Genomic DNA, 13,856 nt, shown 5'->3' on the forward strand with positions numbered 1-13,856 from the left:
CCCTAGAACGGTACGGGCGCGATGTCCACGTCCGCGCGCCGGCCGCTCGCGGACGCCACCGTCGCCGGGTGCTCCTCGCCGAGCCGCTCCCGGAAGCGCGCCAGCGTCTCGGTGTGCAGCGGCGTCGCCTCCGCGTCCCGGCCGAGCGCCCGCAGGTCGAGCACCACGTTGGTGGCGCAGGCCAGGGTGGTCGGGTGCGTCTCGCCGAAGACGCCCCGCAGCAGCTCCAGGGTCCGCAGGTCGAGCGCGAGCGCCTCCTCGTGCCGGCCCTCGTCGGCGAGCAGACTGCCCATGCCGACGGCCGCCGTGAGGGTGAGGACGTGCTCCTCGCCCAGCGAGTCGCGCAGCCCCGGCAGCGCCGCGTCCAGGTGCTCCCGGGCGGCCGCGAGCTCGTCCGCCTGCCGCAGGGTGATGGCGAGGTTGACCCGCGCCGACAGGGTGTACGGGTGGTGGCCGCCGAGCTTCGCCGTGTACCGGTCGATGGTGGCCTCGGCGAGCTCCCGCGACCGCCGCAACTGGCCGTCCTGGCGCAGGTCCACCACCAGGTTGGCGGCGCAGGCGACCGCGTCCGGGTGGTCGGGTCCGTACCGGTCCACGAACTTCGACCACACCGACTCGGCCAGCGCGAGCGCCCCCTCGTGGTCGCCGGCCCGGCGGCGGCACACCGACAGGACGCGCGCGGCACCCAGGGCGGAGGGCGCGTCCTCGCCGAAGGCGGCGCTCTGCCGGGCGTAGACGTTCTCCTGGTGGGCGGCGGCCTCCAGGTAGTCACCGGTCTCGCGGATGTCGATGGACAGGCCGGTGAGGGTGTTCAGGGTGGTGGCGTGGTCCTCGCCCATGTGGAGCGCCCGCAGCCGGGCGGTCTCCGTGTCGACCGTCCGCGCCTCCTCGTACAGGCCCATCAGCCGCAGCCCGATCCCGAGGTTGTGGGCGGCCCTGAGGGTGGCCGGGTCCTCCTCGCCGAAGGCCCGCAGCGAGCGCTCGTACACCGAGCGGTCGATCTCCAGGCCGCGCGCCATCTCGGCCCGCAGCCGCAGCCCGCTGGTGAGCTGGATCAGCGCGTCGAGGGTGCCCTCGTGGTCCTCGCCCATGGTCCGGATGTACGTGTCGGCCGTCTGCTCCATCATCGCGGCGGCCTCCTGGTACTCGCCGAGCGCGCGCAGCACGAAGGCCAGCCACTTCGCCATCTGGAGCGTCTGCTGGTCCTCGGCGCCGAACTTCTCGGTCCAGATCCGCAGGGCCTCGCGGGCCATCGCGGCGGCGCCCGCGTGGTCGCCCCAGGTGTGGAGGAACTCCACCATGCCGCGGATCAGCCGGCGCACCCACGGGTCCTCGCACTCCACCGCCCGCGAGCGCGTCACGTGCGGCAGCAGCTGCTGGTAGCGCGGCCAGAGCGCCCGCGAGGTCGGGTTGTTCGGGTTGGCGTCGGCGAGCAGGAGGTGGGCCCCGTGCCGCATGTCGGCCTGTTGCTGCGGGGACATGCGGTTGACGAGCACGGCCTGGACCAGCCGGTGCAGCTGAATGGTGTTGTGCCGGTGCTCGATGCGGGCCAGGGCGTAGATGTTGATCTCGCGGATGGCGCGGTTGAGCCGGATCGGGTCGCGCAGCGCCTCGTTCAGCTCGGGGGCGATGGTGGTGGTCCGCGCGTTGTTGAAGAACGAGCGGGAGATCGGCTCGGGGGCGAAGAAGGAGCAGACCTGGAGGAACTGGAGCGCCGCCGGGTTGCGCTGTTCGAGCTGGCGCAGCGAGACGTCCCAGGCGGCCGCGACCGACATGGGGTAGTCCGGCGACGGCACCAGTTCGAGCATCAGCTCGGCGATCTTGTCCTTGATCAGCCGCAGGTACTCGGGGACCGCCATGCCGGTGACGGCCTGCCAGGCGGCGGCCTGCTCGATGGCGAGGGGGAGGTCGCCCAGGGCCTCGGCGAGCAGGTCGGCGTCGGTGTCGCTGAGGTCGCGGGCGCGCCGGCGCAGGAGGGCCTTGCTCTCCTCGCGGGTGAAGATGTCGACGGAGAGCGTCCGGGCCACCCGGTCCCACTCCTGGTTCCGCGAGGTGATGAGGATCTTGCCGGTGCCGCCGGTGGGGAAGTAGGGGCGGACCGCCTCCACGTTCTCGGCGTTGTCGAAGACCAGCAGCCACCGGTCGTACGGGGCGCCGCGGCGCAGTGCCTCGCGGACGGCGGGGACGGCCTGGTTGGCCTCGTTGCTGACGTTCAGGCCCATCCGCTGGGCGAGTTCGGTGAGCGCGGTCAGGATCATCGTCGGCTGCTCGGAGGGGATCCACCAGACGATGTCGTAGTCGTGCGCGTAGCGGTAGACGTACTCGATGGCGATCTGCGACTTGCCGACGCCGCCCATGCCGTGCAGGGCGTGCGGCAGCACCGCCGAGGTGTCGCCGGTGAGCAGCTGCTCGCGGACCTGTTCCAGGAGGTCCTCGCGGCCGACGAAGTTCGGGTTGTGCGGGGGGACGTTGCCCCAGATGGCGGGGACGGCCTGGCGCTGCCGCGGGCCCGGCCGGGCCGGGACGGGAGCGGTCACGGTGAGCGGCGGGTCCGGGCGGCGGCTGTCGCCCTCCGGCATCGCGTCGGGACTCGGCGCCGGGATCGAGGCACCCGGGGAGCCGTTGACGGTCGGGGTGTTCTCGGTCGGCTGCTGAGGAGCGGTGATGTCGGTCATGGGGCCGTCCATGTCGGGATCTACGGGGTTGGTGGGGACATCGTGGACCAAAGCGGAGGGGTCCTCCATGACGGACACTCCCGGGGAACCGCCCTCCAGGGCCGCGCTGATCCGGTTCGCCCGGCGGAGGTAGGGGCCGGACAGGGCGCGCAGGATCGCCAGTTCGACGCGGAGGAAGGGGAGGCTCTCCGGCGTCGGCGGGGCGACCGGTGTCTCCTCGGGGGTGAGGAGGGCGCCGCGCAGCCCCCGTGCCGCCTCGGAGCGGTCGCCGAAGAAGTCGGCGACCGAGCGGGCCACGCGTGCCGTGTCCGCGCGCATGGCGCCGGCCAGGAGCGCCTCGCGCGCCCCGGCGACGAAGTCGAGCGGCGTGGTGACGGCGGGCCCCGCGGCGGCGGGCTCCTCCACCAGCCCGCTGAGGAACAGCTCGGCCACGTGCACCGGTTGGGCCTCCGGCACGAGGCGCCGCCGCACGTCCCGGACGAGCAGCGGATCGAGGACGGCGGCGGCCAGGTGGGTCGCGAGCCGGAAGGCGGTGGGGGTGGCGTGGCTGCGGAAGCGGCGCAGCCGCTCCTGCACGCTGGGCGGGGAGGGGGCGGGCGGCGGTTCGTCGGGGGCGGGTGCGGTCCGTTCGGCCGCGCCGAGCAGCAGGACGGCGGCGGGCGTCCAGCCGGACACCTCGCCGGCCACCAGGGAGGCCCACCGGCCCAGCCAGTCGGCGTCCAGTTCGAGGACGGGGACCGGGATCCGCCAGGCGGTGGGCGGCGGGGCGAAGGGATCGCGCTCCTCGGGCGGGAAGCGTACGGCGAGTTCGTCGTTGCGGGCGGCGGGGCGCGGGCTGCGGAGCCGTACCCGCCAGGGGACGAGGGCGGTGCGGTGCCAGTCCCGCTGGGAGAGCAGATGGACCACCGCCGTCGGCCCGGCCGCCGCCCACCGCTCCAGGGCGGCCTGGCCGGCGCCGCCGCGCCACAGCGGGCCGAGGGCGTCGGTGAGGACGAGGACGATCCGGCGGCCGGTGCGGTCCACCAGTTCGGCGGGGTCGCCGCCGGCGCCGTCGTCCCCGCCCTGGCGGCGCAGGACGGCCCGGGGCCCGTCCGGGGTCTCGCGCAGGCCGAGGCGGTGGACCCGGACGTCCCGGAAGGCGCCGAGCTGTTCGGTGACGGCGGTGAGTTCGGCGACCGTCTGCTCCCAGATGGCCATGGTGGCGTGGTCGTCCACGACGAGGACCAGGTCGAAGCGGCGTTCGCCGACGGGCCGGGTGTACGGCAGCCACAGGCCGTCCTCGGCGGCCCGTTCGACGGTGGCCTCCTCGTCGAGCTCGACCTCGGTCCCGGAGGGTGCCAGCTGCCTCAGCGGCCGCAGTCGGCGGCCGATGTCCGGGGCGTCCCGCAGGTCGGGCAGCGCCTCGGCCCCGACGGGGACGGGCTGCCGGGCGTCCGCGGGGGCCGTCGTCCGGGGCGGCGGTCCGCCGGGCGGTCCGCCCGGCGGGGGAGGCGGGCCCGGCGGGCCGGGGCGGTGGTCGGGCGCCGGGTCCGCTTCCGACCGGGCGGGCCGCTCCTCGGGGAACGTACGGGAGTCGGGGGGCGGGGGGATCAGCTCGGGCGGGGTCTTGGGGCGGGGCTGCGGCGGCTCGGTGGACTCGGGGAGCGCGGCCGCGAGCTTCTGGTAGGCGTGCAGCCAGAGGATCTCCGCCACCTCGAAGGGTTCGGGCAGGGAGCGGGCGGCGTCGTCCATCAGGGTGCCCCCGACAGCCGGCGCCAGAGCGCGTCGAGCAGTTCGTCCCAGGCCTTGTCGTCGCCGCGGACGCCGGCCGTGCGCAGGTAGACGGCGTTGAGCAGCTGGTCGGCGGCGAGTCCGCCGTGGTCCCTGCTGCGCTCCACGAACTCCCGGACCAGCCGGTCGTGGCGGCCTTCGTGGTCCTGGAAGTGGGCGGTGACCATGGCGGCGAGCTGGTCCTCGCGGGGCGGCGAGACGTCGAGGCGGACGCAGCGGCGGAGGAAGGCGGGCGGGAACTGCCGCTCGCCGTTGCTGGTGATGACGATGAAGGGGAAGGCCCGGCAGCGGACCAGGCCGTCGACCACGGGGACGGTGCCGTCGGGGTCGTCGGTGTGGACGTGGGAGACCGGCTCCCGGCGGCGGGCGCGGACCAGTTCGGGGATGGTGTACGTGCCGTTGTCCAGCACGTGCAGGAGGTCGTTGGGCAGGTCGATGTCGCTCTTGTCCAGCTCGTCGATGAGCAGGACGCGCGGCAGTTCGTACGGCAGCAGGGCGGTGCCGAGCGGCCCGAGACGGATGAAGTCGCCGATCCTGGCGCCGGGTTCGGCCCCCGGTTCCGGGTCCGCCCCGGGCGCGGGGTCCGGGGCGGCGGCGGGCCTGAGGTGGCCGAGGGAGGCCTGGGCGCGGCCGATGGCGTCGTACTCGTACAGGCCGGAGCGCAGGGTGCTGCGCGAGGTGATGCCCCAGTGCAGGACGCGCCCGAGGCCCAGTTCGCGGGCGACCAGATAGGCGAGGGTGGACTTGCCGATGCCGGGGCGGCCGGTCACCAGGAGCGGCCGGCGCAGCAGCAGCGCGGTGTTGACCAGGTCGATGTCGTGGGCGTCCTGCCGCGGGGTGGCACGGCCGGCGGGGCCGAGCCTGCGGTCGGTCTCGGCGCTGTCCGCCGGCACCGGGGGCAGCACGGGGCCGCCGTCGAAGCTCCGCCAGCCGGGTGGCTTCGGCAGCACGTCGCCGAGCCGGATGTCGGCCAGCGGCTGCCCGGTGCCCCGGTAGATCCACCAGCTGCGGCTGGTCACGGGGCCTGTGGTCCGGCCGTCCCCGGCCGGGTGGTGGACACCGCTCATGTCTCCCCCTCCTCGTGGTGTCCGCCGCGGACGCCGTCGAGGTCCGCCCCGGGGGAACCGGACCAGTCCACGAGGCGGTTGGGGTCGTCGAAGAGGACGGCGAGGTGCCGCCCCACGTGGACGTCCCGCTGACCGGCGGCGGCGGTGGCCGCGTCCTTGCGCAACTGGTGGACGCGTTGCGGCAGTTCGATCGCTTTCCCTCTCAGGAGCCGTTTGGCCCGTTTGCGGAAGTCGGCGGGGGCCGCCGGGCGCCGGTCCCAGACGGCCATCGGCACGCCCGCGTAGAGGGCCTCGACCAGGGAGGCGTGGCTGCCGTCCCGGTCCCGCTCGGTGGGCAGCGGCGGGGCGCTGAGGACGACGGAGACGTACCGCTCCTCGGCGGTGAGCTTGCTGTTCCAGCGCTCGCGGTCGTGGTTGCGGTCGCCGACGGTGTCCCAGTGGCAGGCGGTGTCGGGGCTGTCCAGCGCCCGCTGCCAGCGGTTGTGCCAGCGCCGGTGGAACTCCTTGGCCCGCATGCGCTCCAGGCTGCGCAGCACGACGGGATAGGTGAGGCAGAGGGCGGCGGAGGCGTGCGGCCGGAAGGCGACCTGGGTCCATTCCAGGGGTTCGTTCAGCAGCTCGACCGGGAGGACGAACTCCAGGACCGGCCGTCCCGGCTGCCGCGCCCAGTCGTGCTCGGCCCGCTGGAGCAGCCGCTCCACGGCGGCGGGCACCTCGTCGAGGGAGACCAGCCGGTCCTCGCCGCGCTCCGGCCGCCAGGGGCCCGGGCGCATCTGCCGCCAGTGGGACAGCAGGTACCGGTCCGGGTCCATGGCGCTTCTGCACAACTGGACAACGACACAGGCGGGGGCGGGTTGTGCCGTGCGCCGTTCGGCGAGACCGGTCCGCACGGCCACCAGGGCGGCGCGCCGTTCGAGCCTCTTGGCCTGGATGTCGTTCCACTCGCGCAGCCCGGCGGCGGTCCGCGCGTCGGCCGGGCCGCCGTCGTCGAGCCCGGCGGCCACGTGCTCGACCAGGACCATGGTGGGGAGCAGGCCGTCGGGGCGGGTGTTGGCGCGGCTGAGGTAGTCGAAGGCCTCGGCGAGGGTGGTGACGGGCCGGCCGGGGAGCGGGAGGCCGTCGGCGGCGGCGTAGAGCAGGCCGTGCGCGTCGAGGTGGCGGACGCGGGCGAGGAGGCCGGTGACCGCGAGGGCCTCGGCGTCGGGGAGGGCGGGGAGGACCGCCGCCGTCGGGGTGGCGGCGATCAGCTCGCGGACCCGGAGGGCGGGGGAGGAGCCGCCGTCGTACAGGGCGAGGGCGGCCGCCAGTTCGTGCAGTCCGCCGGGCTCGCGGCGGCAGTACCGGACGATCTCCAGGATCCCGGACCGGGGGCGGTTGTGGCGGGGGATGTCGGCGGCCGCGGGTAAGCGGTCCGCCAGGGTGTCGATGAGGAGGCCGCGGCCCTCGGTGGTCTCCAGACCCGGTACCGCGCTCAGCTGGTCGACGAGCTCACGCGTGAGATCCGACGCGTGGGCGCCGTGGCCCTCGTCGTACAAAAGCCCCCCCGTCACGGCTCCGGTGTTTCTCCGACTCCCGATCGCGCCTGGGTAGTTCGGGCGCCGTCGCCCTGTCGTCCAGGGTATGGCGAGGCCCGGAGACGTCGCCACCCTGTTCGACGGGTTCCTCCCCCGGAATCGCCGGGACTACTCGACGACGAGGTCCACGGTGATGTTGCCGCGGGTGGCCTTGGAGTAGGGGCAGAAGGCGTGCGTCTTCTCCAGGAGGGCACGGCCGGCCTCGCCCTGGAGGTGGTCGGGGAACTCGGCGCGCATGACGACGGCGAGGCCGAAGCCGCCGTCGGCGGCGTCCTTGCCGAGGGAGACCTCGGCGGTGACGGAGGCCTCGGAGACGTCGATCTTCTCCTGGCGGGCGACGACGCCCATGGCGCTGGCGAAGCAGGCCGCGTAGCCGGCGGCGAAGAGCTGCTCGGGGTTGGTGCCCCGGCCGTTGCCGCCGAGGGCCTGCGGGTGGGCGAGGGGGAGGTCGATGTGGCCGTCGGAGCTGACGGCGCGGCCCTCGCGGCCGTTGGCGGTGGCGACGGCGGTGTAGATGGCGTCCATGAGGTCTTCCGTTCCTGTTCCTCGGGAAGGGCTGGTCCCTTATTTGTAGCGCACGATTTAGTTGTGCACAACTGAATCGTGCGCGGAAGGTACCTCGCGTACCCTGGGGGCATGGAGACGCTCGACACGGTCCCGGACGAGGACTTCCTTCGGCTCGACCACCAGATCTGCTTCTCGCTGCACGCGGCGACCCGCGCCTTCAACGGCGTCTACCGCGAGGCGCTCAAGGAGCTCGGGCTCACCTACCCCCAGTACCTCGTCATGCTCGTCCTCTGGGAGCACGGCGAACTGCCCGTGAAGGGCATCGGCGAGCGGCTGCGGCTCGACTCCGGCACCCTGTCGCCGCTGCTCAAGCGCCTGGAGGCGGCCGGATACGTCGAGCGCCGGCGCAGCGCGGAGGACGAGCGCTCCGTCACCGTCCGCGCCACCGGCGCCGGCGCGGAGCTCCGTGAGCGGGCCCTCGGCGTGCCCCGGCGGATCGCCGCCGCCACCGGCCTCGACCTCGCCGAGATCGCCGAGCTGCGCGACCGGCTCGGCGCCCTCGCCGCCCGCCTCGACGGCATCGACCCCGACGCGCTGCGCCCCTCCTGCGGCTGACCGCCCCGGCCCACCCGGGGCGACAGGAAATGTAAGGGCCGAATCTCGGAGGCGTTCCTATACTCACCCCATGTCCGAGATCACCATCCGCCGCGCCACCGCGGCCGACTCCAAGCGGCTGACCCGGCTCGTCCGGGGCTCCGCCGCCTACCGGGGGCCGTACGCCGTCATGGTCGACGGCTACCGGGTCGGCGGGGCCTACATCGAGCACCACCCGGTCCACGTCGCCGTGGACGCGGACGACCGCGTCCTCGGCTTCTACGCGCTCCTGCTCGACGAGGCCGAACTCGACCTCGCCTTCGTCGCCGACTCCGCCCAGGGCCTCGGCATCGGCCGTCTGCTCATGGCCCACATGAACCGCGCCGCCCGCGCCGCCGGCCTCACCGCCGTCCGGGTCGTCGCCCACCCGCCCGCCGAGGAGTTCTACCTGCGCACCGGCGCCCGCCGCACCGGCACCGTCGCCGCCTCCGGACGCATCCACTGGGACCGGCCCGAGCTCACCTACGACCTCACCGGCCCCGCGGACCCCGCCGATCCCGCCGGTCCCGTCGCGGACGCCTCGTGACCGGCGTCGAGGCGCCGCAGGAGGAGAAGCGGCGGATCTTCGCCGACCTCACCCCGCTGCGCACCTCCGCCGACTACCGCCGCCTCTGGTTCGGGAACACCGTCTCCTGGGTCGGCCAGGGCATGACCACCCTGGCGATCTCCCTCCAGGTGTACGACATCACCGGCTCGGCCTTCTCCGTCGGCCTCGTCGGCCTCTTCTCCCTCGTCCCGCTCGTCGTCTTCGGCCTCTACGGCGGCGCGATCGCCGACACCGTCGACCGGCGCACCCTCGGACTCGTCGGCGCCACCGGCGCCGCCGCCCTCTCCGCCGCGCTCGCCGCCGCCGCCTTCGCCGGCTTCCACCGCGTCTGGTTCCTCTACGCGATCGTCGCCCTCCAGGCCGTCTGCGGCGCCCTCAACGCACCCGCCCGCAGCGCCATGATCCCCCGCCTGCTCCCGCCCGAGCAGCTGCGCGCCGCCAACGCGCTCAACTCCATGGTCATGACCTTCGGCACCCTCGTCGGACCCAGCCTCGGCGGGGTCGTCGTCGGCTTCGCCGGCTACCAGACCGCCTACACGATCGACGCCCTCGCCTTCTTCGCGAGCCTGTACGCGATGTGGCGGCTGCCCTCCATGCCACCGGAGCACACCGGGGCGAAGAGGGCCTCCGTCCTGGACGGGCTGCGCTTCCTCGGCACCCGCCCCAACCTGCGGGCGACCTTCGTCTCCGACCTCTTCGCGATGATCCTCGCCCAGCCGAAGGCGCTCTTCCCCGCCGTCGCCGTCCTCTGGTTCGGCGGCGACGCCAAGACCACCGGCCTCCTCGTCGCCGCACCCGCGTTCGGCGCGCTCCTCGGCGGGGTGATCTCCGGCTGGCAGAACCGGATCCGCCGCCACGGGCAGGCCATCCTCGTCTCCGTCGCCGCCTGGGGCCTCGCGATCGCCGCCTTCGGCCTCAGCCGGAACCTCTGGATCGGACTGCTCTGCCTCGCCGTCGCCGGATACGCCGACACCTCGTCGATGATCTTCCGCAACACGATGATGCAGGTCGCCGCCCCCGACGAGATGCGCGGCCGGCTCCAGGGCGTCTTCATCGTGGTCGTCGCCGGCGGGCCCCGGCTCGGCGACTTCGTGGCCGGCTCCGTCGCCGACCTCACCTCGCCCACGCTCGCCGTCACCGGCGGCGGACTCGCCTGCGTCCTCGGCATCGGCGTGTTCTCCCTGTACGCGCGCGGTTTCCGGCGGTACGACGCACTCGACCCCCAGCCCTGAACCCCCCTCGACCGCCTGGCGGTTGGCCGCCACGGCACATAGCCGCCAGCCGGGACGGGGGTCAACTCCCGTCCCCAGCGGCCAGACTCCTCGCGGATCCGGAACCTCCACCCCCGAACCCCCGGGTCCGCGAGGAGTCGTTCGATGACCGCACCGCTGACCAGAGGGAGGGCCGGGCTGATCGCCGCGGGCGTCTCCCTCGTGCTGCTCACGGCCGGGCAGACCGCCGCCGCGCCGGGCGCCACGGCCGCCGCCGTGCCCGGCACCTTCACCGGCCCGGCCACCGCCACCACCGCCACCACCGTCACCCTCGTCACCGGCGACCGGGTCACCCTCACCGCGCTCGGCGACGGCCGGCGGACCGTCACCGTCGACCGGGCGAAGGGCGCCACCGGGGCCGTCCGCACCCAGGTCACCGACGGCCGGGTCAGCGTCGTCCCCGACGAGGCCCGGGCCCTCCTCGCCGCCGGCGTCCTCGACCCGCGCCTCTTCGACGTCACCGGCCTCGCCGAGCAGGGCGTCACCGGTGCGCTCCCGCTGATCGTCACGTACGGCAAGGGGACCCGCGCCGCCGGCGCCCCCCGCGGCACCGAGACCGTCCGCGCGCTGCCCAGCGTCGGCGGCGCCGCCGTCACCGCCACCGACCCGGCCGCCTTCTGGCGCTCCCTCACCTCCCGGCAGGCCCGCGCCGCCGCCCCCGCCAAGGTCTGGCTCGACGCCCGGGTACGGGCGGCCATGGCCGACTCCAACGCCCAGATCGGCACCCCGAAGGCCTGGGAGGCCGGGCTCACCGGCAAGGGCGTCAAGGTCGCCGTCCTCGACACCGGCGTCGACGCCTCCCACCCCGACCTCGCCGGCCGGGTCGCCGAGTCGAAGTCCTTCATCGCCGGCGAGGAGGTCGCCGACCGCAACGGCCACGGCACCCACGTCGCCTCCACCGTCGGCGGCAGCGGCGCCGGCTCCGACGGCGCGGAGAAGGGCGTCGCCCCCGGCGCCACCCTCGCCGTCGGCAAGGTGCTCAGCGACGAGGGCTCGGGCACCGAGTCGCAGATCATCGCCGGCATGGAGTGGGCCGCCAAGGACATCGACGCGAAGATCGTCTCGATGAGCCTCGGCTCCCGCGAGGGCAGCGACGGCACCGATCCGATGGCCCGGGCCGTCGACACCCTCTCCGCCGAGACCGGCGCCCTCTTCGTCGTCGCCGCCGGCAACTCCGGTGCCCCCGGCACCATCGGCTCGCCCGGCGCCGCCGACTCCGCCCTCACCGTCGGCGCCGTCGACTCCGCCGACGAGGCCGCGTACTTCACCAGCCAGGGCCCCCGCCACCGCGACCAGGCCCTCAAGCCGGACCTCTCCGCGCCCGGCGTCGGCATCCTCGCCGCCCGCTCCGGGCTCACCGAGGGCACCGGCCTCTACACCTCGATGAACGGCACCTCCATGGCGACCCCGCACGTCGCCGGAGTCGCCGCCCTGCTCGCCGAGCAGCACCCCGACTGGACCGGCGCCCAGCTCAAGAACGCCCTCATGTCGAGCTCCAAGCCCCTCGACGCCTCCGCGTACGCCCTCGGCGCCGGCCGCGTCGACGTCGCCGCCGCCATCGCCGCGGACGTCACCGCCACCGGCTCCGCCGACCTCGGCTTCCTCGCCTGGCCCTACGAGGAGAACAAGCCGGTCACGAAGACCGTCACCTACACCAACTCCTCCGACGCGCCCGTCGAGCTGACCCTCGCCGTTGAGGGCATGCCCGCCGGCACCGCCACCCTCGCCGACACCACCCTCACCGTCCCGGCCCGCGGCACCGCCTCCACCACCGTCACCGGCGACGGCACCGGCGCCCCGGTCGGCACCAGCTCCGGCCGGATCACCGCCACCGCCGGCGGCGCCCCGGTCGCCCACACCGCCCTCGGCCTGGTCAAGGAGGAGGAGCGCTACACCCTCACCGTCCACGTCAAGGACCGCGACGGCGCCCCCGCCGCCGCCGGCCTCGGCCTGCGGAACCTCACCACCGGCACCGACCCCTTCCCCGCCTCCGTCGGCGACTCCGGCACCGTCGAACTGCGCCTGAAGCCCGGCACGTACACCGTCGACACCTTCCTCGACGTGCGCGGGGCGAAGGGCGCCGACTCCCTCGGCCTCGGCTTCCTGGCCGCCCCCGAGGTCGTCCTCGACCGCGACCGCGAGATCACCCTCGACGGCCGGCGCCTGCGCGAGATACGCGCCGACGTCGAGAAGCGCACCGAGACCCGCCAGCTGGTCATGGAGTACGACCGCGAGGCGAACGGCGTCTCCTACACCGACATCGTGCAGGTGCCCCCGCTCTACGACTCGCTCTTCGCCGCGCCCACCGCGCCCGTCACGAGCGGCACCTTCGAGTACCGCACCGTCTGGCGGCTCGGCAAGCCCCTCCTGGAGGCGAACGTCGGCGGCGACCGCCTCGCCGACCTGCGCCCGCAGGCCGGCGCCGGCCTGCTCGAAGGCCGCCACCGCCTCCGCCTCGCCGACGCGGGCACCGGCACCCCCGCCGAGTACGCGGACCGGGACGTCACCGGTAGGGCCGTCCTCGTCCGCCTCGCCCCCGGCGCCGATCCCGCCGAGGCCGCCCAGACCGCCCAGGACGCCGGCGCCGGGGCCCTGATCGTCACCGACGACGCCGCGGGCCGGCTCATGAAGTGGTTCGGCACCGCCGACCACCAGGAACGCCCGCTGCCCGTCGCCACCGTGAACCGCGCCGACGCCGCCCGGATCGCCGCCGGCGCCGCCCGCGGCGAGCGGATCGACCTCACCGGCACCCGCTTCACCCCGTACGTCTACGACCTCTCCGAGGGCCACCCCGGCCGCATCGGCACCGACCTGGTCTTCCGGCCCGGCGACCGGGACCTCGCCACCGTCCGCTCCACCTTCCGCGCCCCCACCGGCCGCGAGGAGGACGGCGGCGAGTTCCGCTACTCCCTCACCGACTCCTTCCCGGTCGGCGTCGGCTTCAAGGAGCGGATCGGCTTCCCGGCCGAGCGCACCGAGTACGTCTCCACCGGCACCGGCCAGCAGTGGCACGAGTCCGTCGACCTCGGCACCTCCCTGGAGCAGCGCGGCGGCCGCTCCGTCTACCGCGGCGGCTCCACCGTCCGCCTCGACTGGTTCGGCCCCGCCTGGCACCCCTGGCTCGGCACCGGCCTCGGCTGGGGCCAGCAGCGCGCCGGCAACGACCTGCGCTTCAACACCCCCGGCTGGGGCGACTCCGGCACCGACCACACGGGCTTCGGCGACGTGTGGGGCGACGACACCATGACCCAGTACACCGAGGTGTTCGTGGACGGCGTCTCGAAGGGCCGCAGGACGGGCTCCGGCTACAACCTCTGGGACGCGCCCGCCCAGGAGGCCACGTACAAGGTCGTCACCGAGACCGCCCTCGACCCCGCCCGCTGGCGGCTCGGCGCCGAGGGCCGCGCCGAGTGGACCGTCCGCTCCGCCGAGACCCCGGCCGACCGGTACACCTTCCTGCCGATGCTCAACCTCGGCTTCGACCTCGACACCGACCTGTACGGGAACGTCCGGGCCGGATCCCGGCTCCCCGTCGGCGTCTTCGCCGAGTACGTGAAGGGCGCCGCCGGCACCGGTACGGTCACCGGCGCCCGCCTGGAGGTCTCGTACGACGACGGCGCCACCTGGAGCGGGGTGCCCCTCCGGAAGGGCCGCGGCGCCTCCTGGACCGGCGAGCTCCGCGTCCCGTCCGGTGCGGCGGCCGTCTCCCTGCGGGCCGGTGCCACCGACGACCGGGGCGGCTCCGTCACCCAGGAGCTGATCCACGCCGTCGGCGTGAGGTAGCCCGACGG

General features: G+C 74.7%; 8 protein-coding genes. 4 read left to right on the forward strand and 4 right to left on the reverse strand.

Annotated features, from left to right (window positions below; all coding sequences use genetic code 11):
* Positions 1–2 precede the first annotated feature (2 nt).
* The 4 genes from fxsT to IE245_RS12370 all read right to left on the reverse strand — a co-directional run bounded on the left by fxsT (position 3) and on the right by IE245_RS12370 (position 7,611).
* A complete protein-coding gene (gene fxsT / locus IE245_RS37690; protein ID WP_189946854.1) occupies positions 3–4,406 on the reverse strand; it encodes an FxSxx-COOH system tetratricopeptide repeat protein in 4,404 nt (1,467 codons plus the stop codon).
* Positions 4,406–5,512, reverse strand: coding sequence for an AAA family ATPase (locus tag IE245_RS12360; RefSeq protein WP_189946855.1), 1,107 nt, complete (start codon positions 5,510–5,512; stop codon positions 4,406–4,408). Before IE245_RS12360 ends, fxsT begins: the two co-directional genes overlap by 1 nt.
* Complete coding sequence (locus tag IE245_RS12365) at positions 5,509–7,062, reverse strand: VMAP-C domain-containing protein (RefSeq protein ID WP_189946856.1); 1,554 nt, start codon at positions 7,060–7,062, stop codon at positions 5,509–5,511. The genes IE245_RS12360 and IE245_RS12365 overlap by 4 nt, the downstream gene beginning before the upstream one ends.
* Before the next feature lie 132 nt (positions 7,063–7,194).
* Positions 7,195–7,611, reverse strand: a complete 417-nt coding sequence (locus IE245_RS12370; RefSeq protein ID WP_189946857.1) for an organic hydroperoxide resistance protein — start codon at positions 7,609–7,611, stop codon at positions 7,195–7,197.
* 111 nt (positions 7,612–7,722) lie between these two features.
* Here IE245_RS12370 and IE245_RS12375 point away from each other — a divergent pair, with 111 nt between their 5' ends.
* The 4 genes from IE245_RS12375 (at position 7,723) to IE245_RS12390 (ending at position 13,848) form a co-directional block, all read left to right on the forward strand.
* Complete coding sequence (locus tag IE245_RS12375) at positions 7,723–8,208, forward strand: MarR family winged helix-turn-helix transcriptional regulator (RefSeq protein WP_189946858.1); 486 nt, start codon at positions 7,723–7,725, stop codon at positions 8,206–8,208.
* A 70-nt stretch (positions 8,209–8,278) separates the two neighbouring features.
* Positions 8,279–8,773, forward strand: coding sequence for a GNAT family N-acetyltransferase (locus IE245_RS12380; protein WP_189946859.1), 495 nt, complete (start codon positions 8,279–8,281; stop codon positions 8,771–8,773).
* Entirely contained in the window at positions 8,770–10,026 is a 1,257-nt protein-coding gene (locus tag IE245_RS12385) for an MFS transporter (protein ID WP_189946860.1), read from the forward strand. Before IE245_RS12380 ends, IE245_RS12385 begins: the two co-directional genes overlap by 4 nt.
* Before the next feature lie 144 nt (positions 10,027–10,170).
* Positions 10,171–13,848, forward strand: coding sequence for a S8 family serine peptidase (locus tag IE245_RS12390; protein WP_189946861.1), 3,678 nt, complete (start codon positions 10,171–10,173; stop codon positions 13,846–13,848).
* The last annotated feature ends 8 nt before the right edge of the window (positions 13,849–13,856 follow it).

Origin of the sequence: Streptomyces roseolus, from assembly GCF_014649855.1 — a bacterium.
GTDB lineage: Bacteria > Actinomycetota > Actinomycetes > Streptomycetales > Streptomycetaceae > Streptomyces > Streptomyces roseolus.